Below are 19,022 nucleotides of genomic sequence, written 5' to 3' on the forward strand. Positions count from 1 at the left end.
TGCGCATGAAGAGATCAGTCCTGCTGTTTTTAATTTTTATTTGTGCTTCGGGCATCCGTACTTATGCTCAGCAACAACTAATTAATGGAAAATTAGTTCCGGCAGTGCTTAGGATGAAAAACGGGGATAGCGTGACCACGATTAAACAGTGGGAAGAGAAACGCAGGCCCGAACTGATCGACTTTTTTAGGAAAGAAATGTATGGGCAGTCGCCCGGGAAGCCAACTCAGCTTACTTTTAAGGTATTTGATTCCGATAAAAAAGCTTTGGGTGGTAAAGCGACCCGTAAGCAAATTGCCGTATATTTTGAAGGCAACAAGGATGTTGAAATGGGTATACTGTTATATATCCCAAATCAGGTAAAGCATAAAGTGCCGGCTTTTGTCTCCTTAAACTTCTTTGGAAACCAATCTGTTCATCCCGATACTTCCATCAAATTGCCAACCGGCCGGATGGTCCTGGAGGGGCAGGGGGTGGTCAATCATTTAGCTACAGCAGCCAGCCGTGGCAGTGATACTGCCCGATGGCCAATAGAGATGATCCTGGATAAAGGATATGCTATTGCAACGGTCTATTATGGTGATATTGATCCGGATAACAGGACAGAAATTACAACTGGTGTACGTAGTCTTTACCCTGATCTGCAAAATAGAGCGGATAATTTCGGTACCATTGCTGCCTGGGCCTGGGGGCTTAGCCGGGCAATGGATTATCTGGAAACCGATAAAAGAATTGACTCAAAACGCATTGCAGTGCTTGGTTTGTCCAGGTTAGGAAAGGCTGCTTTATGGGCCGGTGCAACTGATGAGCGTTTTACCCTAACGATTAGTAATGAATCGGGGGCAGGTGGTGCAAAATTATTCCATTCCATCGCAGGTGAATCCATTCGGAAACTTTGCACTAAGTTTCCAAACTGGTATTGTCGTAATTTCAATAAGTATATAGACAGAGATGATGTATTGCCATTCGATCAGCATATGGTGATCTCATTGGTTGCCCCACGTCCTGTCTATATCGCCAGTGCATCAGAAGATCTCAACAGCAATCCGGAAGGCGAATTTTGGGGAGCGAAAGGAGCGGATCCGGTGTACCGCCTGCTGAATACAAATGGATTGCCGGCTGCTTCCTGGCCAGCCATAAATACACCCATCACTGGACGCATTGCCTATCATAACCGCTCCGGAAAACACGATATCACAAATTACGACTGGATCCAGTTTCTGAATTTTGCAGATCGATATTTAAAGGATCAATATCCGGTTGACCGCTGATCATGCCAGGTGTTTTCTCAAATATTTGGCCGTTTCGGAGTGTTTATCTTTTAATAATTGCGCTACTGTCCCTTCAAAAACCAGCGCTCCGCCATATTTACCTGCACCAGGACCAATGTCAATAATCCAGTCCGCTTGCGAAATAATGTCAAGATTATGTTCAATAACCAGGAGCGTATTGCCCTCATCAACCAATTTATTTAAAATACGCATCAACCTTTCGGTGTCCGATGGATGTAATCCTGTACTGGGTTCATCCAGCACCAGAATATTTTCTCCTCCCTTCAGTTCCCTGCTGAGTTTTAGCCGCTGCATTTCTCCTCCTGAAAACGAATTAAGGCGTTGCCCCAATTTCAAATAACTTAAGCCCAGTTCTGAGAGTAAGCTGAAATACGCCAGAAAATCAGGGTCCTCAAAAAAGGCCTCCGCTTCTTCTACCGTTAAGTTCATGACCTCTGCAATATTTTTATGCTTAAATTTATATTTTAAAACATTGGGGTTAAATCCAGTTCCATTGCATACTTCGCAAGGTAGCTCGATATCGTCCATGAATGCCAGGTCAATTTTTTCGATACCCAGTCCTTTGCAGTTCGGACAAGCACCCTTACTATTGCTGCTGAAAAATTGATTGCTCGTCTGGTTGGCCTCTGCAAATAGCTTTCTTATTTTATCCGAAATTCCCAAATAAGTCAGCAGTGTAGATCTTGAATGTCCAGCGATAGGAGACTGATCAATAATGATCACTTCAGGAATCTGAACCGGCAAAACCCTGCTGATCAGGGTACTCTTACCTGATCCCGCAATACCTGTAACCACCGATAACACACGCTTGGGGATTTCAACAGAAATGTTTTTTAAATTATACAAACTCGCATTTTCAATTTTTATGGATCCGATCCCTTTACGTGGATTCATTTTGTACCTGCGTTCGTTCGAAAAATATTTACCGGTCTTACCTTCTGAAGTCTTGAGATTCCTGAAGTTACCCTGATAAATGATCTCGCCGCCGTGGATCCCTGAAAATGGGCCCATGTCAACAATATGATCGGCAATCTTGATGATGTCAGGATCGTGCTCCACAATAAGTACCGTATTTCCCTTTTCCTTTATTTGTTGGATGATCTGGGAAATATGGTCCAGATCTTTTGCATGAAGGCCAATGCTGGGTTCATCAAATATGTATAACAGATCTTCCAGACTGTTTCCCAAATGCCTCACCATTTTGATGCGCTGTGATTCCCCGCCCGACAAAGAATTCGTTGCTCTGTCTAGTGTAAGGTATTGAAGTCCAATGGTAACTACGTTTTCAAGCTTTTTTTTAAGTTCATTTAATATGGTTTCAAACGACTTTGAGGAGAGCGACTGTACAAATTCCAGCAGCTCTTCCATCGGAAGCGCTGCACATTGAGCGATATCTTTTCCTGCGATCTTACAGGATAGCACTTTTTTGTTTAGCCTTTTGCCCTTACAATCCGGGCAACTTTCTGATATGATGATCTTTTGCAGGTCCTTTTTCCTCCTTTGGTGTTCTTTGGATTCCTTTTTTAAAAAGTCGTTCTCTATTCTCCTGATCAGCCCGATATAGCGCATGGTCTTTCCCCAGGATTTATCCGGATGTTCAGGCTTATGTTCCTCTGCATGGAGCAGTAGTTCCCATTCTTCCTTTGTGAAATCTTTAAGTTTTTTATCACCATCAAAGTAGCCCGAACGGGTGTATCTGAGCCACCTGTAGCCTCCGGGCTGAAATGTCGGAAATAAAATAGCGCCTTCGTTCAAGGACTTGTTTTTATCCAGAAGCTGGTTAATATCTATTCTGCAGACGTAGCCCAGGCCTTCACAAACCGGGCACATCCCCTGAGGATTATTGAAGGAAAATACACTTGAATAGCCGACAAAGGGTTTGCCCAGCCTCGAAAATAGCAGTCGTAAGGAGGCCTGGATATCAGTGGCCGTTCCAACGGTTGACCTTGCGTTTCCTCCAAGCCGCTTTTGATTGATAATTACAGGCACATTTAAATGTTCGATTTTATCGACATCTGCAACGCCAATATGATTTAAACGGTTTCGTGTAAAGCTGTTCTGCGTTTCGTTGATCTGACGTTGTGCTTCAGCGCCGATGGTTTCAAAGACAAGTGAGGACTTTCCGGAACCTGAAACACCGGTAAAAACAGTGATCAGGTTCTTAGGTATTTCTAATGAAATATTTTTCAGGTTATTCTGACGGGCACCAAATATTTTTATCGTTCTCATGCTGGATTTTCAAATTGGTTACGTGCATACACGCTGCAAAAATAGTTCCGGCCTGTGACAACGGTATGTCAAGGGGGATAAATTCAGATTGGCTTAAAGTTTATTTTTATTATTAAGATAATTTATTTCATATTTATTTGTTTTTGTTGCGTGTAATGCATAGGTTAGCTTATGAAACATCCTGTTATAACACCCGGTGCTATTTCCCCATTCATTGACCCGCTTACAGATTTTGGTTTTAAACATCTTTTAGGGAGTGAGCCCAATAAAGAAATTATGATTGCTTTTCTGAATGCCATTTTTGCAGGAAAAAAGGAAATCGTGGATTTGGTTTTTAGTCCGACGGAATATGCTGGAAGCACTGATGGGTACAGGAAAGTCTTTTTTGATCTGATGTGTACGGGAAAAGACGGTGATCAGTTTGTTATTGAAATGCAACGTAGAGAGCAAGAATATTTTCATGACCGTTGCATTTATTATTTATCGAGATTAATTAGCGGGCAGCTCCCGAAAGGAGCATCCAATTGGGATATAGAACAACTTAAGGAGGTGTATCTAATCGCGATATTGGAGTTCAAATTTAAAAACAACGATGATGACCGTTATTTACATGACATCGCCTTAATGAACAAAGATACAGGTAAAGTTTTCTATGATAGATTGGGGTTTAAATTCCTGGAATTACCTAATTTTGATAAGGAGGTCCATGAATTGAAATCAGACCTGGACAAATGGTTTTATATTCTTAAAAATATGAGCCAAATGGAAAAGATACCAGTGTACCTCAATGAAGGAATCTTTGAAAAATTATTTAAAATCGCAGAGGTGAGTAAATTAACAGAAGAGCAACGGAAAATTTATGAATCTAACTTAAAGGCCAAGCGGGATTATGAGAATACCATTGCTTTCGCCAGAAAAGAAGAAGGAGCAAAGGCCAGGGAGTTAGGCCGGGAAGAAGGTATAGAGTTAGGCCGGGAGGAAGGTATAGAGTTAGGCCGAGAGGAAGGTATAGAGTTAGGTCAGCTAAAAGAAAAACTGGCAACGGCTCTTGAATTAAAAGAAACAGGATGGCCAGTTGATCAAATTTCAAAAATCACAAAGCTTTCCATTGAAGAAATTGAGAAATTATAGTTTTACCTTTCGGAGCATAAAAACAGAACCTGTCTAATCAGCCAGGCTCTGTCGTTTAAAGATTGCCTCTGCAATATGCAATGATTTTAAGTCGGCTGTTGCAGCGGCTTTATTTGGATAATGTTGCCCGTTTATTGTAAGGGAAGTTTGATGATCCGGATATTGTCGTGGTAAGCAATCCGTGTAAGGCCTTCTTGGGTTCCATAAACGCCCCATTTAATGTATCCCAGATTTCCCACAGCCACGTTTCCGGCAAAAGTGCGGTAGTTTGTTTTTTCATCTACGAGTACATAGTTGCTTTGCCCTGGTAGTTTCATGTAAGTTCTCATATATCCTGTAGCACTATCGGCCCATAAAACATCTACCCTGAAATGCATCCATTGATTTACATAAAGCTGCAGGTTCGGTATAATATCTTTTATCGAAGAGGAGCCTTCATATCGTAACCGCATCGCGTTTCTTGCTGTGCGAAACTGAAGGGGAACACCGGATCCGGTGGTTGAATTACCGGATACTTTTAACTGAAAAACGTTGGTTTCGTAAGTAGGTCCTGAAACCCATGGCGTCCAGTCCTTCAGCAATACGCTAAACTCGTAACGACGTTCATCTCCCGGAAAAAACCGGGCACTTGGTATGGCTACCGCATCGCTTTCGCTTCTAATGGACCCGTCCGACAAGTAATCAGGATCGCCATAAACAATTTTATGGGCAATGGCATAGTTACTCCCATTACCTGCAGGGTTGACCATGTAAACCGCATCGGCCGCCGGGGCATGTGTGCCAGTTACACCGGTAATGCCAGAGCTAGTGGTTCCGTTTTCATAGTTTACATCCAGAATTACATCACCGTTATTAAATGTAGAATCTTGCTCATTAGTGATTTTTTTACCAGTTAAATTGCCGTCTTGTACCTGGTTTTTTAATTCAGTTTCATTTTTGCTGCAGGCAGTTGTGAAAAACAACAGGGCAACAACTAAGTACTTTTGGAGATTAATTTGTGTTTTTTTCATGGTGATTATTTGGTTAGGAATGATTGTTTTGCTGCTAAGTCAACACCAGGAAATCCTATGATTTGATGATGCCGGTTTTAGGTTGAATCTTTATTAATTGTTTATCTTGTTTTATAAAATTAAGGAAACAAGAATATAGTCACTTTTGATTATGATCATAAATGTTTAGAAATCGGTTAACGTTTAATTTTTTGCTCCCATGTTATTTGTCCGCAGTACATCTTTGACTTTACTCCATCGCCGATGAAAATTACAAACCTTGTTGATCTGTTTACTATTCTTCCTGAAGAAGAAAGAATAATTGTAGATGTATTGAGACAGATAATTATTGAATCGCTTCCTGAATACTGCAAAGAGAAAATATCATACAATGTTCCATTTTTTTACGGCAACAAAGGTATATGTATTATTTGGCCTTCAACTGTTCCGAGAGGAGGTATCAAAAAAGGAGTTCTCTTAGGTTTTTGGTATGGACACAGATTAAATGATCAGGATTGCTTTCTGTCTCACGGAATAAACAAGCAAATTTTTTATAAAATCTATCAAAGCCCGGAGGAGATTGATGAAAACCCAATAAAAAAGCTTTTAAAAGAAGCGATCAAATTAGACGGTACTTTCAAAAAAGTATTCTAGACTGCCTTATTTATCCATGAGGAGTCCGTTAAAGGAAATCGTTTCCCCGCGATGCGGATCTGGAAGTTCAGAAGAGCCGATGTTTGGATTTACAATGGCTAGTATTCCATCGTCGTCGACAAAGAGTCCTGAATAGTAGGTGGAATCGCCGAGTCGTACAATGCTTCTGCGTTCGGATTCCTGCAGCGCTACCATCCAGAATATAGGTTCCGGATCATTAAGCCTGGCTTTTGCTTCAGCGTATATTTTGTCCCAGTCGCTGCCTACTTTGGAAAGCAGGAATTTAAACAGGGGGGTATAATCGTATCCGTATTTGCCGCTTGTCATGGATTTGTGGTTGCGGTCATCATTCAGGAATGCTTTGCTGTGTCGCTGATACCGGTATTCACTGCCGGTTGATACGTTGTATTTATTGGATAGGGATACCTTGTTTTCTTTGCGGTAAAGGGGTTTGATGCGGTTGTTCATGGTGTGGATACTGGCTGGTCTGGCTGGAATAAAGATCGTGAAATTTCCGGTAGGGCACTGGAAGAATTGAATAAAGTGAAATTTTGGTAAAAGGGAGAAGTATATATCTGGACTGGTTTAGGGGTAAACGTTCTTGACAACATAAAAAGAGTTAATAAACAGAAATTCAAACAACTAAACAAGGAAATAAAGGGCAGCTAACAAGGGTTTTGCAATAGTAGGGCGAAACTGCAAAGTTTAACGGTAGTTCTTCGATTCAACATTTGTACAAAATTGAAGATTTGTGCTTAAATTACCCCACCATCGCAAAGCCCCAAAACGTTAGCTGCAATATAGCGCCCCGACACATTATGAGTTTTGACAGTAGAAAATATCACTTTTATTTGCTTTTTGCGGACACAACAAAAGGTAAAGAGCCGTGGACAAAAAATGAATGGACAAAAAACATTCAACCGCTTTTTGACAAAATCATAAAGCATTCATCCTATTACGACAAAACGGGTTTGGGTGTCCACGCTCATACACCACGACCTAACTCTGAATATTATGATGAAATGAAATTCGGAAAACTTCGTTGGAATGAAAAGTCGTTTGAAAAATGGACTTTTGGTGACGAAGAAAAGGAGCGGCAGTTGGACTGTTTGGACTGTTGGACACCAATGCGGACCGTATGTGAAAAAATAGATTCTGCACCTGACATCTACTTTAGTATTTGGAATGAACAAAACCATCCCAAAAAAGAGAAGATAAAATTTGACTTTCTAATGGTTGTTGCAATTGCAGAAGAACTCAATTACAAAGGGACAGACGACATAAGAGAATTATCAAAAATTCTAAATGCTAAGAAAACGGTATATAAATACAGACGTTGGGGAAGTGTTCACGACCCCGAAAAAAATGCGCAATGGAGTTTTATCAATTCAATACAAGACACAACTTCATTTGGTATTTACAGAGCTGAAACGTTAGACATACACGACACAAAATTTGATGACCTTAAATTTGAACCTTATTGGACGACAATATACGGCAGCTAACATTGCATTGGTGTTTATAGGGGCTGACGTGCCCTGATTTCCCCTATAACGCCAATGCTTCAACGTTAGCTGACCCAATTGACAAGTGGATGTGACAATATTATCCGGAAGGATAAACAACATACTGCTTAAAATGAATTCTCATAAAATAATGGAAAAATACTTAAAACCACTATACGACTTCCTTGAAAAGGATGAATGGTATTTAGAAGAAGCTGAGTTCATTAATTTACAATATGACATTGTAGACGAAATGGAAGCAGACAAAATCGGCTTCGATGCAGTCGAAAATATACTTGAACTAATGGAAAAAAATCATTTGGTGGAATTTGGAACCCCTGGACCATTAACGCATTTTATTGAGAAATTTTATAAAGAAAGGCAAGAAGATTACGAGAATTTACTAAAGAAATCAGTAAAAGACAAACCAACAGTTCATACAGTTTGGTTATTGAACCGTGTAATAAATGGAAATAAAAAACAAAAAGAATTAATTGGAATACTAAATTCTATAAGTAAAGACAAGGAAATAAAACAAGAGATACGAGATGTTGCTAATAACTTTTTAGAATATCACCAAAATAAATAATTGGTAGATTTAGCTATGAGAAAAAGCGGAATAACAAGGGGTTTGCAGTTTCGCCCCACCATCGCAAAGCCCCGAAATGTTAGCGGTAATTTTGCAGAACCGCAGAAATCGACAGAATAAGATAAAATGAATATTGAAGAAATTTTTAACGAAATAAGAAATAATCCGAAATTAACTTACGCAATTATCGCAATAGTTTTAACTTTGGTTTTAATTGGATATATAAAAAGGTGGAAATGGGCAACAGAACCAACGGGTCATAGAAAAAGTATGATACTTGTGGAGTGGTTTGGTTTTGAAAACTATCGAAAAATAATGATTGGAGTACTCATCATCGGCATTATTAGCTTGCTTTTTCTATTGTATATGGCATAATGGTAAACAAAAAATAAACAACTGGAACTATAATGTTTAACAAAGAAATTTATATCAAAGAAATGACCAAAATGGTTGATAATGCCATTGAGCGTATGAAAAATGAATATTCGCAATTTAAAATTTTTACAGCAAGTATTTGGACTGATCCAAATGCGGCTGCAAGCTCAATTGGATTTGATAGTAAAGAAAATTCACTCAAAAATGTTGACAAGTCAAATGAATGGGATAAAAAGTATTATGAAAAATATTTAGCCGAAGGGGATTTAGAACAAGCAGCGTTATTTAAGCCTAAAGAAGCGACAAGAATGTGCAATCCTGCAGACTACAACCTAAAAGACTTTGAAGAAACTTCTCATAAAAGCTTTTCCAAAAACTGGGAAAGTGAAACTGATGGAAAATGTTGGACAGAATTATATCCGGCCTTACGAGAAATTGGAAAATATGCTTTTGCTAAGATTAAAAATGCAAACTTAGAAGATGGTTTTGAACTATCAATTAATAGTAAAAAAGATTGGTATGGCAAAACATGGAAAATCTAATAACGCTAAACGAGAGACCAAAACTATGTGGCGCTTTTCCATCATTTCCAGTTCTATATGGACATAAGATCCCTTATTCATCATCAACCTGTGTTAAGTAATAGTGCCGCAAAATCGGTAAATAAGGATGCAGCAGAATCGGTAACAATGCGGGAGAAAAAAGGCAAGAAAGCCTATAGAAAAAGGGTGATCAAGGCATATACAGATCATGTTGACGAGGATAAACTAAACAGCTTAAAAAAGAAAATATACTTAACCAGTCAATTAGAAATGAAAAAATATTATAAAATAGACAATAAAGGACAACAGCTTTATAAAGAAACATGGTTTGATAAAAAAAAGAATGTTGCCATTGTTCACTATGGGAAAGTTGGTTATCGAGGAAAAACAGAAGAAATACCCCTTGATGAAGTAAAAACAAATAATGATTTTTTAGCTAATTTCTGTAAAGACTGCAAAGCGGATGGATATTACGAAATACCTCAGGACAAACATGCTTGGGTAGTTGTTCAATTCCCCTTAAAAAGCGAATTAGGAAACAAAAGAGATTTATGGTTAAAAGACAAGGTGCAGGAGTATTTAAAAAACCATCTTGGCTGGAATGGACTTGGCGATGTTGACGGTTTCGATATGGGACAAAAAAAATTAAATATTTTTTGTCAAGTTGTTGACGATGAAAGGGCTGTTAGTAGTATTAAAACCTGTTTAAAAGAATATCATCTTGATTTAAATCAGGCAAGAATTGCAACAAAAAAAATTGGAGAAAAAGAATATACCTTAAAATTCTCTCACAAAAAAATAGACAATTTTGAATTATGAAACAGATCGAATTACAAGCAATGAATTTTAAACAATCACTTCCTGTTGTTTATGAAGATTTAGAACCGTTCCTAATGGCTGAACTTAATTTGCTTAGAGATAAATTGATTTCTCTTCCTGATAGTACAAGCAGCAAAGAAATACTCTACCTATTTGAGAGTTGTGTATTGTCTTTGAACAATATTGAAAACAACGAAGAAATTGACAGCACAATTGACACAGAAGAACGAGAGGGGTTGTGCGATGCTTTATACAAGATGGGGACTATTGTGGGACTTGATGAAACAACAGAATATATTGATAATTGGAGAGAATGGTAGTGGCAAGTTTTAAATACGCATATGTGGACTAAAAACTACCGCCAACAGTAGGTTGGCAATGAAGGGGCTTGACGTGCAAAACTTAACATTGATAACCCTATTGAACTTTTGTGCTAAGCTCGGCTGACAGTTTTCAAATGCCCCACCATTAAGCCCTGTTTGTTAGGCCACAGATTTTTATTGGCTTAAAAAAAGGAAACAGCCATAATATGGTGTTTCCTTAAGTAGGGAGGAGCGGAGTCGAACCACGATCTCCGCCTGCCTAGGAATAGTCGAACAGCCTAATCAAGCAATTCGGGATGATGCCGGGTAATGTAAGCCAATGCTTTTGTTTCAAACACCACACCGATCGATTCCATTAATTTCTCCAGATACTCATTGATTTCCAAAATCACAGGACCGATCTCTTCATTTTTTACTACACTGCTCTCTTCCCTGGAACTGATGAGGAGTTGATCTAGAATGTCGTACCACTCCGTTAAACTCCTATAATCAAAAAACTCCTCAAAGAAAATATTTACGTCATTTACTTCGTTTCCTACAAGCTTGCGGAAGTATAAATGCGGACAGCTTAAAATTTGCTCATTTTCCAGGTAATAGCCAAAACAGGCTTTAACATTTCTGTAAACTGGATGATCTTTTTCTATTTTGAAGTTCTCCTCGCTGGTATATAGAATATGAGCAATTTCCAATAGTTTAATACATTGATGATGGAGTAATTCAAATTCGTCCGGGTCTCCAAATTGGTCATTCGACAATGAGCAGGCTGTTTTAATCCAATTGAATACTTCCATCCGGAAATCCTCAATATATGCATCAAGGATCCAGAATTTTCCGATACCATATAGCGGATAGTCGATTTCATAACTGGTTAATTGTCTGAAGTTTGTTTCTGATAAAGTTGTTGTTGCTGTTTTCATGTTATTGTTTTTTTTGTGAGTGGATAAATTGGTTTTAATTCTGAATTTCTTTAGTTCTGCAGCTTCGTTCGTATATCAGCCAACTGGCTTCGTAAAGCTTTTGAAGATTTTCATAAACGATGATGATTTCATCCTTCATCAGGAGTTCATCGTTGCAGAATGGGCTTAAGGCTTCGCTCATCCAGTACTGCAGAATACGCCTATAGTCTGTTAGTTTATATTGCTTAAATAGCTTGCTAAACAGTATCCCTGGATTCCAGAGTTCTTCCATGCTCAATACAGTTGGATAAAATTTGATTTCCTGCTGCTCTTTGTTGAGGAACCCTTCTCTGAGTGCTTTCTCTGATTCATCCAGGTTGAAATTGTTTGGAGTGCTTTTTTCTCTCAATAGCCAGGCGGCCTCTAATAGCTTTATAGTCATTCTGTATTGAAGGAATAAGTCTGATGGGCAATTCCTTCTCCTGTATGTTTTATTAGTGAGTAGGAGGTTTCTCCAATACTTAAGCTGTTCCAGCTGAGCAGGAAGGTGATCATGAAGACAAAAGTCTTTCAATATAACCTTGGGGTTTTCTATTTCACTTTGGCTGAGGTTATAAAGTAGAAGTGTTTTTGTTGAAATGTTTTTAGTCTTCATGATTTCCCTATTTTTGTAGTACGAATAGATATCATTTGGAACTTCTAACCCATGCAATTTTTATTCTATTTAAGTTTTAGTTAATTAAAATACAAAAATATATCCTTATTGTGTTATTTATGTCGTTATGTTTTAGTAAATTTGATTTCACAAAACTTAAAAGACATGAGAACTACAACAGATGCAGCAGCAAAAATCCACCAGGGAAAAAATGTAAAACGCTTTCGCGAGATGCTTGGAATAAGGCAAGAGGCTTTGGCTGATCAGTTGGGGTCGGAGTGGAGTCAAAAACGGATTTCTTTAATAGAATCCAGAGAGAGCGTAGATCCGGCTTTGTTGAATTCGATAGCTGAGGTGCTAAAAATCCCAGTGCAGGTATTAGAGAACTTTAATGAACAGGCGGCAATAAATTATTTTAATACATTTAATAATAGTACTCAACATAACAACCATAACGGAGGAGATGTGAACCATACGAATACTCAAAATTTCGACCCTTTCATTGCATTGGTAGAAGCCATGAAAGAGCTTAAAATAATCTACGGAGAGAACAGAAAACTTTATGAGGAAAATAAAGGCCTCTATGAAAGTCTGCTCCACCTTGAACGAGAAAAGATCACTGATTTACAATCTAGATTAGCCTGATTTGACAAGTCAGAATTGGACTACTCTAAAAAATAAAATAGATGGTCTAATCTCAAAAACTCTTTTTAATGAAACCAAACATGGGGATATGCAAGAATCGAAGTAAACGGCTATCTTAGGCTAACTTTTATTCTCCAAATGCAAACAATAGACTTGCTGCCTAATCAAATCATTAATTTACTCAATTACAGTTATGCTATAGTGAAGAAACTTCTTGAAGAGCAGGGAGAGTTCTTTCCTATTGGAATCTACGTAGACACGACAGGAAAGATAATTGATAGTTTAGCATTTTATGGTGATGATTTCCCTCTTAGTAATGTCTTAATTGATCAGATGCAAAATGATTTCACCAAGAGATTAGCTTCCGGTAGTATCGCTGCTTATTCAATTGTTTATGATGCGATAGTGAGAAATGAACAATATAAAGATCCTATTGATGTGGCAATAGCTAAATTCGTGAGTAACAGTCCTCATTCAAAAGGAGATTGTTTTATGCCTTATCAAATTATAGATGGTAAAGTGAAATTCCTTGAACCATGGCTGGAATGATCTTCAATAAGAGAATATGGTAATTAAATCCATAGAAATTCCCACCAGGGTAGACCTTGACGATCTTCTGGCAGATGATACCCCGTAAAAAATCAAAATTCCTTTGCTGAACGACTAATTCAACATGTCCCATTCCGATTTTAATATCGCAAACTGATATTCATTGACCCATCTGTCATTTACAAACCGATTTTCAATAAAATAACCTTCCTTTTTAAAGCCCAGATCTTTTAATAGGTTGATCATTTCCTTGCTATCTGCGCTCAGCTTCAGAACAACCCGATTAACCTTTGCTTTTTTAAATAAAAGAGACAGTGTTGAAGACAGAGATTCTTTTATATTCATTTGTTCGTTAGGAAAGGAATTGATAATGAGTTCCGCAATGCGGTCATCATGCTGACTGAGTTTTAACTCGCAGTCTCCGCTTACTTTTTTGCTAAACTCATCCTGCAACAAATGAACAAATTCAGGAATATCTTTAATTTCAGAGGTGCTATCATCTGCAATTCTTGCTTTACGGTCTAAGTTCAAAGAGCCCACGTGTACACTATTGGAGATCTCTCTGCCATCCTCTTTAGCAAAAGAGATATAGGCTTCCATACGCTCATTTATATGTTGCGGACTAATAGCAAGTACATCTTTTCCTTCCACTCTTTTTGCCCCGATCAATTGACAACAGGTCTCTTTTAAATCAGGAAAATAAATCACCAGCATTGCACGATCATTATGATACTGGCTCACCGGGATGTCCGATTTCTCCCAGTTAAAGGTGATTTTCTCGGCCGTTTGACTGATGCCTGGATTAACAGCCACAGGAAGTGTTCCCATGCTCATTAATACTTTTGTATAATCCAGACTGATGTTTGGATATACTCCCTGAAGTGCATTCTTTTTATTATAAGAAACTGCTTCATTGTATTCGTTTCTGTCTGTTCCCGCAACGGCAAGGCGGAATCCTATACGGATCGCATGGATTGAGGGCTTGAGGATCTCATTTACGATCTTCATCTTTTCACAGTTTGCCTTTCTTGCCGGGGTAAGCGGTTTAGTGCTTTTGCCAATCATTCTGATGACATGTTTGCCTTTTAAGGTATAACCTACCAGGTTGCCGACTCTGCCATGGAATCCGCCAAATAACCCATTTCTTAATGTTCCCATTTTGATGTTTTTAATTAATTATTTAAATTGTTTTTAACAATTTACGAAATGTTTTTCATATCGTATTAATATGTGTTATAATAAAACAAACTGTAGTTTGATTTTGGAAACGTCGTTTAAAGGTGGTGGGGACCAATAATTGACCTATCAACCTCCTGATGATGGTTATATAATGGACAATAGCAATATAACGGAAATGTAAAACATTTCAATCGGATCTCAGTATGAATGTTTTTTATCTGTGGAAGGGGGATATCTACAACGTGTTTAAATGTTTTAATTGTTGAAATAACGAAAATAATTAGTGTTTAATTTTTTGTTACAAATTACATATATTTATACTATAACAATGTTTAGTGCGTTATTTAGCAATTATATATTCTTGCTGGAATATTGTTCGTTTTAATGTGAACTGAAGCAGAAGCCTAAAGAAAGATTAAAATAAAAAGGGAGGGAAATAATTAACATACAAATTAACCTTTAAATCGCATCCCATGATGAAATACTTAAATCCTAAATAGTACCTCGAGCGCTCGACTCAATTGGTCTCCCGTAAAATCATCCTTATTCGTTAACTACATAGGCCTTATTTTTTATTGCCTGGGTAATTCCCTTGTCCAAAATTGGCCTGATAAATCCTTATTGTTATGAAATCGATTTTGAGAAGAATAGAAATGAAAATAGAAAGATATTTTAATTCCAGAGAAAGGCAGATGCAAGCAGATCATGTCCCATTACAGTTAGACGAATGGTTCGATAAGCTCCAGGTAATGCAATTGTTAAGCATCAGCGCAAGTACTTTTTACAGGTTGGAAAAAGTGTCCAACTGGAAAATGCAACAGGTTGGTAAGAGAAAGTATTACCTTAAATCGTCAATTTTGGGTGCTTAGTGAGTCATTTTGTAATGTTGTTTATCTAAAACTGTTATGCCTGTGCTGATTAGCACAGGCATTTTTGATTTATGCTAATTCGTAAAACTACTGACTGTGTCAAATTGATCCAAATTGAGTCAAATCCATTCAAATTGCTTCATGACCCATTGAGACTTAGGTTATTAAGAAATTGATCCATACGTTTGAATCGTAATGTTTAAGCGGCTTCCGAGGTACCCGGAAAAACGCAGCTTGCAAGCGACTTACGAATCAACAGATTAATTCATTTTTAAAACTTAAAACAATGGGATTTTTAGAAGGAGGTCCATTCTTCCACCTCACAGGAAAAGTAGGAAACAACGTTGGCCGCCGTGTCAAAAACAAAAATGTATTTTCAATGAAGCCAGGAAAATCATCAAAGCCTGCTACGAAAGAGCAAGTTAACCATCGTACCGGCTTTGGTCTGATCATGAAGCAAGTGAGTTTGTTCAGCGCAGCAATTGTGATTGGATTCAAAAACAATAAGGAAGATGTTGCTCCTGGAAATGCAGCGCTGGCTTACAACTTAAAACATGGGCTTACAGGAACTGGGCCAAATTATAGCATCGATCATGAAAATTTTTCGATCAGTAGGGGCAAGTTGGCTCCTGTTCAAAAACCGACAGTGGCGAGTGTCGCCGGAGAAACAGCAACACTGGAATTTTCCTGGACGGTAAGTTCCAGCCATGTCATCAGTAATGACACCGATGTAGTGAAGGTCTATATCTATACGCCAGAGGCAGAACTAGTCGTCGTCAATCCGGTAATTGTAGTACGGACAGCTTTAAAGCTTAAGATGGCAGTTCCATTTGACTATATCGGTCTGCCACTTCATTGCTATATGATGTTGGTCACTGCTGATGGAAAGATAGTTTCAAATTCCCAATATTGTGGAAGCGTTACTTTAACCTAATCAATCGATCACCCGCTGTGCCGTAAGGACAGCGGGTGATTATTCCTACAATTTAATAGATTTTATTATGAAAAATATAGGTGTAAAAAAGCCTCATATCATGACGGCCTATGCGTTAGAAATTGGTTTTTTATTGTTCGTCATGGTTTTATTGTGGCCATTGGGACAACATTTGATCATAAGTGCGGATGTAACCGCAGGATATATTGATCCTGGCATCTGGCTCCTGGTCTTGCTGAGTCTGATCTCCTTTCTGCTGGTTGCAGGACTAAGCTTTTGGTTATTACAAAGGTTATGGCTGGGATTGGGCTTGCCGGTAATAGAAGTAATGGTTTTACAATTTAAAACTTTGGACTCATGGAAACAATTAAGCTTTTACTGGGCATCATTTGTATCCCTGTTATTTGCAGCAGTGGGATGCCTGATCGCGATTTGTTAGGCGATTCACTTGCCGAGGAAAAAATTAGAGTATCTGTACTTGCGATTGCGGAAAGGGAACTCGGAGTCAGGGAAAAAACCGGAAAAAATGATGGAGAAAGGGTGGAGCACTACCTAAAATATATAGGCTTACCAAAAGGCCATGCCTGGTGTGGTGCCTATACAAGCTGGGTGTACGGACAGGCAGGTCTTTCTAAACCCAGGACAGGCTGGACACCAGCACTGTTTCCGGCAAACCGGCTCACCAGAAAGCCAAAACCTGCAGATCTTTTTGGAATCTATTTTCCATCATTGAAGCGGATTGCACATACAGGGTTTGTCGTAAGTATCAAATCAGACTGGGCACTAACAACGGAAGGCAACACCAATATAGAAGGGGGCAGAGAAGGCGATGGGGTTTATAAAAAGCGCAGACATCTGCGCACCATCGCCAAATTTGCCAACTGGATAGGAAAGGAGAATAAACGATGAAGATGTGCAGCTTATTTTTAATTCTCGGCCAGCTGTTCTTATCAGCATGCGGGATGCTTCATAAAACAACAAAGAACAGTTCCGTTTCTAATTTGAAAGAGAAGGAGAAAATTGAGATTGAGGATCAATCAAAATACCTGCATCAGCGAGAGATCAAATCCTTAACCATCAGAAGTGATTCTTTAAGTTCTTTTTCACAGATAGAAATATGGCCAAAAGGAAAGTTTGATTTCTCCCCCGGGCAGGGTTTTTCCGGACAGGCAGATAAAGTATTGATCTATAAAAAGACAAAGTCTGGCAACAGCAGCATCGAAAAAAAAGAGGAAGTAGCGCAGCGTACCAAAGTATCCAACAAGGCCGAATCCAGGATAAAAGCAACAGATCTTTCCCGAAAAGATACAGAAAAGAAAAGCTCGCCACTATCTGTCTGGCAATGGCTTCTGGTTCTGATTGGGGTACTTTTCCTCTGGTACATTTCAAAATATCAATTAAATAATCACTCCTAAATTTTTAAAAACATGGCAAAAATAACAGGTGGTATTTTCGGAAACATTTCCGGAAAGATCGGAGGACTGGTGTTCTCTACAAGAAACAATCAGACGGAGGTAAGAAGCCTCCCAAAAAAGTATGAAGGACCGGTAACTGAGGCTGCGTTAAGTACCAGAGCAAAATTAAAGCTAGTCGCGGGATTTTTAAGACTGTTTACTTTTTTTATAAGGATAGGATATCCTAAGAAGCCGAAACAGCGCATGAGTGCATTTAATGTTGCATTTTCGAAAAATTATCGATGGATCATCAGTGGAGCATATCCGAATCTGGAAATTGATTACCCGAAGGTAACTTTAAGCAAAGGAAATTTGGATGGATTGAAGGGTCTGATGGTACATCAGGTTGATCATCAGTTGTTTAATTTGAGATGGAATTCTAGCGTAGAATCGTATCAATCACCGGCTCCTGATTGCTGTGACCGTATTTACTGCATCCTTTATGATCCTATAGGTAAACAGGTTGTTGAAGTGGCTGCAGGTGCAATGAGAAGTGATAATTATTTCCTGTTCTACCTGCCTGAAAACATGGTAGGAAAGAAAATCCATCTTTATCTATTTCTGCGTTCTTCCTGGAAAAAGGAGGTGTCCCGGACACAATACAGATGTCTGGACTTGCGGGAACCCGACACCAATGAAAAAGAAAGGAATTTTATAAGCTGCTGTAAGACTATTCCCTGTGAGGGTGCAAAAGCAAAAAAGGAAAGTCTGGGGAAAGTAACAAAACATCTGGTGATTCCAAAAGCTGTTGTCCCGAAAAATAAGTCAGGAAAGATAGGGCGCTCCGTTCGTAATTATACACGCAATGTTTTGAACGAAGGGATTGGCAGCAGGCGAAAACCGACACGTCAAAAGAAACCTTAATTTGATATTTAAGGGGATATAGATTAAAAAATTTCGGGCCTATGCAGTTCTGCATAGGCCCGAAATTGAAAGCTATAGATGTGATTGGTCAGGTTACTCCCCTGCATTAGATCCAATTACAGGCTCTTTAGAACCCCATGGAACTCCGCACGATATTTCGCCTCCTGCATATTGGATGTCAGCATAGTATTGACCATTAGTGTAGCTCCAGCCAACAATAGTGCCATGCGAAGAGCCACCACCTGGTAATTTTCCACCAAATACCTGGCTTTGCTGTTCTTTAGACAGCACATTAAAAGTTGTATTTTTCATTGGTATAGATTTTATTGTCTCCCTATCTTGCCGCCGTGGGGGACAGTTATTCAGCGTACACCAGTTTTATTTAGGTTGTAGGCGCGTCTTCCTGATTATAAATATAAATGATAAATCACATATGTGTGAAATAATTTTGATTATTTATTTGTGGTGATAGAAGACGTTATCCTTATTCTCTGATGTGAGTACATGATGAGAATTATGAGAAGTGTAG

At 38.6% G+C, this 19,022-nt stretch carries 24 protein-coding genes; 17 read left to right on the forward strand and 7 right to left on the reverse strand.

All coding sequences use genetic code 11. The features are described 5' to 3' along the window. The first annotated feature begins 5 nt into the window (after nucleotides 1-5). Entirely contained in the window at nucleotides 6-1,271 is a 1,266-nt protein-coding gene (locus BLQ87_RS03995; RefSeq protein ID WP_074604812.1) for a glucuronyl esterase domain-containing protein, read from the forward strand. On the opposite strand, the gene BLQ87_RS04000 is transcribed toward BLQ87_RS03995, so the two are convergent. Beyond that, nucleotides 1,272-3,521: an ATP-binding cassette domain-containing protein gene (locus tag BLQ87_RS04000; RefSeq protein ID WP_074604813.1), complete on the reverse strand. Its 2,250-nt coding sequence runs from the start codon at nucleotides 3,519-3,521 to the stop codon at nucleotides 1,272-1,274. A gap of 171 nt (nucleotides 3,522-3,692) precedes the next feature. Here BLQ87_RS04000 and BLQ87_RS04005 point away from each other — a divergent pair, with 171 nt between their 5' ends. After that, nucleotides 3,693-4,652, forward strand: coding sequence for an Rpn family recombination-promoting nuclease/putative transposase (locus BLQ87_RS04005; RefSeq protein WP_074604814.1), 960 nt, complete (start codon nucleotides 3,693-3,695; stop codon nucleotides 4,650-4,652). A gap of 131 nt (nucleotides 4,653-4,783) precedes the next feature. Here the strand turns inward: BLQ87_RS04005 and BLQ87_RS04010 are convergent, their stop codons facing one another. Next, complete coding sequence (locus BLQ87_RS04010; protein WP_074604815.1) at nucleotides 4,784-5,662, reverse strand: heparin lyase I family protein; 879 nt, start codon at nucleotides 5,660-5,662, stop codon at nucleotides 4,784-4,786. Between the two features lie 243 nt (nucleotides 5,663-5,905). On the opposite strand from BLQ87_RS04010, the gene BLQ87_RS04015 reads away from it, so the two are divergent. Continuing rightward, entirely contained in the window at nucleotides 5,906-6,295 is a 390-nt protein-coding gene (locus tag BLQ87_RS04015; RefSeq protein ID WP_074604816.1) for a DUF1801 domain-containing protein, read from the forward strand. Between the two features lie 6 nt (nucleotides 6,296-6,301). Here BLQ87_RS04015 and BLQ87_RS04020 read toward each other — a convergent pair whose 3' ends face one another. Further along, nucleotides 6,302-6,763, reverse strand: a complete 462-nt coding sequence (locus BLQ87_RS04020; protein ID WP_074604817.1) for a hypothetical protein — start codon at nucleotides 6,761-6,763, stop codon at nucleotides 6,302-6,304. A gap of 350 nt (nucleotides 6,764-7,113) precedes the next feature. On the opposite strand from BLQ87_RS04020, the gene BLQ87_RS04025 reads away from it, so the two are divergent. The 6 genes from BLQ87_RS04025 to BLQ87_RS04050 all read left to right on the forward strand — a co-directional run bounded on the left by BLQ87_RS04025 (nucleotide 7,114) and on the right by BLQ87_RS04050 (nucleotide 10,445). Next, nucleotides 7,114-7,800, forward strand: coding sequence for a hypothetical protein (locus BLQ87_RS04025; protein ID WP_074604818.1), 687 nt, complete (start codon nucleotides 7,114-7,116; stop codon nucleotides 7,798-7,800). Between the two features lie 151 nt (nucleotides 7,801-7,951). Next, nucleotides 7,952-8,389, forward strand: a complete 438-nt coding sequence (locus BLQ87_RS04030; RefSeq protein WP_074604942.1) for a hypothetical protein — start codon at nucleotides 7,952-7,954, stop codon at nucleotides 8,387-8,389. Between the two features lie 126 nt (nucleotides 8,390-8,515). Further along, the gene (locus tag BLQ87_RS04035) at nucleotides 8,516-8,764 is read left to right on the forward strand and encodes an immunity 17 family protein (RefSeq protein ID WP_074604819.1); all 249 of its coding nucleotides are present in this window, start codon (nucleotides 8,516-8,518) and stop codon (nucleotides 8,762-8,764) included. 32 nt (nucleotides 8,765-8,796) lie between these two features. Continuing rightward, nucleotides 8,797-9,306, forward strand: coding sequence for a hypothetical protein (locus BLQ87_RS04040; protein WP_074604820.1), 510 nt, complete (start codon nucleotides 8,797-8,799; stop codon nucleotides 9,304-9,306). 57 nt (nucleotides 9,307-9,363) lie between these two features. Next, nucleotides 9,364-10,125, forward strand: coding sequence for a hypothetical protein (locus BLQ87_RS04045; RefSeq protein ID WP_083361673.1), 762 nt, complete (start codon nucleotides 9,364-9,366; stop codon nucleotides 10,123-10,125). Beyond that, the gene (locus BLQ87_RS04050) at nucleotides 10,122-10,445 is read left to right on the forward strand and encodes a hypothetical protein (RefSeq protein ID WP_074604821.1); all 324 of its coding nucleotides are present in this window, start codon (nucleotides 10,122-10,124) and stop codon (nucleotides 10,443-10,445) included. Before BLQ87_RS04045 ends, BLQ87_RS04050 begins: the two co-directional genes overlap by 4 nt. Before the next feature lie 281 nt (nucleotides 10,446-10,726). On the opposite strand, the gene BLQ87_RS04055 is transcribed toward BLQ87_RS04050, so the two are convergent. Both BLQ87_RS04055 and BLQ87_RS33425 read right to left on the reverse strand, forming a co-directional pair. Next, nucleotides 10,727-11,365, reverse strand: coding sequence for a hypothetical protein (locus tag BLQ87_RS04055; protein ID WP_074604822.1), 639 nt, complete (start codon nucleotides 11,363-11,365; stop codon nucleotides 10,727-10,729). Between the two features lie 34 nt (nucleotides 11,366-11,399). Further along, nucleotides 11,400-11,999 (reverse strand): hypothetical protein, encoded by a 600-nt coding sequence (locus BLQ87_RS33425; protein ID WP_143010332.1) that lies wholly within the window; start codon nucleotides 11,997-11,999, stop codon nucleotides 11,400-11,402. 165 nt (nucleotides 12,000-12,164) lie between these two features. On the opposite strand from BLQ87_RS33425, the gene BLQ87_RS04065 reads away from it, so the two are divergent. Beyond that, entirely contained in the window at nucleotides 12,165-12,644 is a 480-nt protein-coding gene (locus BLQ87_RS04065; protein ID WP_074604824.1) for a helix-turn-helix domain-containing protein, read from the forward strand. Nucleotides 12,645-12,782: 138 nt separating this feature from the next. After that, a complete protein-coding gene (locus BLQ87_RS04070) occupies nucleotides 12,783-13,193 on the forward strand; it encodes a hypothetical protein (protein ID WP_074604825.1) in 411 nt (136 codons plus the stop codon). A gap of 114 nt (nucleotides 13,194-13,307) precedes the next feature. On the opposite strand, the gene BLQ87_RS04075 is transcribed toward BLQ87_RS04070, so the two are convergent. Then, nucleotides 13,308-14,351, reverse strand: a complete 1,044-nt coding sequence (locus BLQ87_RS04075) for a GNAT family N-acetyltransferase (protein WP_074604826.1) — start codon at nucleotides 14,349-14,351, stop codon at nucleotides 13,308-13,310. Between the two features lie 647 nt (nucleotides 14,352-14,998). Between BLQ87_RS04075 and BLQ87_RS04080 the strand changes: the two genes are divergently transcribed. The 6 genes from BLQ87_RS04080 (at nucleotide 14,999) to BLQ87_RS04105 (ending at nucleotide 18,493) form a co-directional block, all read left to right on the forward strand. After that, a complete protein-coding gene (locus BLQ87_RS04080; protein ID WP_143010333.1) occupies nucleotides 14,999-15,241 on the forward strand; it encodes a hypothetical protein in 243 nt (80 codons plus the stop codon). A gap of 286 nt (nucleotides 15,242-15,527) precedes the next feature. Beyond that, nucleotides 15,528-16,175, forward strand: a complete 648-nt coding sequence (locus BLQ87_RS04085) for a DUF6266 family protein (protein ID WP_074604828.1) — start codon at nucleotides 15,528-15,530, stop codon at nucleotides 16,173-16,175. A 67-nt stretch (nucleotides 16,176-16,242) separates the two neighbouring features. Continuing rightward, nucleotides 16,243-16,614, forward strand: coding sequence for a hypothetical protein (locus BLQ87_RS04090; RefSeq protein WP_074604829.1), 372 nt, complete (start codon nucleotides 16,243-16,245; stop codon nucleotides 16,612-16,614). Then, complete coding sequence (locus tag BLQ87_RS04095; protein ID WP_245723790.1) at nucleotides 16,533-17,084, forward strand: peptidoglycan-binding protein; 552 nt, start codon at nucleotides 16,533-16,535, stop codon at nucleotides 17,082-17,084. Before BLQ87_RS04090 ends, BLQ87_RS04095 begins: the two co-directional genes overlap by 82 nt. A gap of 53 nt (nucleotides 17,085-17,137) precedes the next feature. Further along, nucleotides 17,138-17,590, forward strand: coding sequence for a hypothetical protein (locus BLQ87_RS04100; RefSeq protein ID WP_143010334.1), 453 nt, complete (start codon nucleotides 17,138-17,140; stop codon nucleotides 17,588-17,590). A gap of 12 nt (nucleotides 17,591-17,602) precedes the next feature. Next, nucleotides 17,603-18,493: a DUF6266 family protein gene (locus BLQ87_RS04105; protein WP_074604832.1), complete on the forward strand. Its 891-nt coding sequence runs from the start codon at nucleotides 17,603-17,605 to the stop codon at nucleotides 18,491-18,493. Nucleotides 18,494-18,586: 93 nt separating this feature from the next. Here BLQ87_RS04105 and BLQ87_RS04110 read toward each other — a convergent pair whose 3' ends face one another. After that, the gene (locus tag BLQ87_RS04110) at nucleotides 18,587-18,805 is read right to left on the reverse strand and encodes a hypothetical protein (RefSeq protein ID WP_074604833.1); all 219 of its coding nucleotides are present in this window, start codon (nucleotides 18,803-18,805) and stop codon (nucleotides 18,587-18,589) included. Nucleotides 18,806-19,022 lie beyond the last annotated feature (217 nt).

This window comes from Pedobacter steynii (genome assembly GCF_900103665.1).
GTDB classification, from domain to species: domain Bacteria; phylum Bacteroidota; class Bacteroidia; order Sphingobacteriales; family Sphingobacteriaceae; genus Pedobacter; species Pedobacter steynii.